Origin of the sequence: Pantoea sp. 18069, assembly GCF_902706035.1 — a bacterium.
Lineage (GTDB): Bacteria > Pseudomonadota > Gammaproteobacteria > Burkholderiales > Burkholderiaceae_C > Comamonas.
Genome location: NZ_CACSJA010000173.1, coordinates 1 through 255 on the forward strand (window position 1 = coordinate 1; position 255 = coordinate 255).

At 60.4% G+C, this 255-nt stretch carries 1 protein-coding gene; it reads right to left on the minus strand.

Going from position 1 to position 255, the window contains the following annotated elements:
* A partial coding sequence (locus tag GVL12_RS27160) for a biotin/lipoyl-containing protein (RefSeq protein WP_368855051.1) occupies positions 1–120 on the minus strand: 120 nt, incomplete at its 3' end.
* Positions 121–255 lie beyond the last annotated feature (135 nt).

The window sequence follows — 255 nt, forward strand, 5'->3', positions numbered from 1 at the left end:
GGTGATCAGGCTCTGGTCCACGGCAACCGTGTCGCCGGGCTGCACCAGCAGCTCGATCACGCCGACCGTGTCGAAGTCGCCAATGTCAGGGACCTTGATATCAATGATGGCCATCTGCATGACTCCTCAGAACGTGTTCACGATCTCAACGCGTCGCGTTGGGACGCAATCGGGATGAGTTCGAAGCGCTGGGGCGCAGCTTGCACCGGGGTGCAAGCAAGCTGCAGCGCGAAGAAATCGCCCGATTTCGTCCCA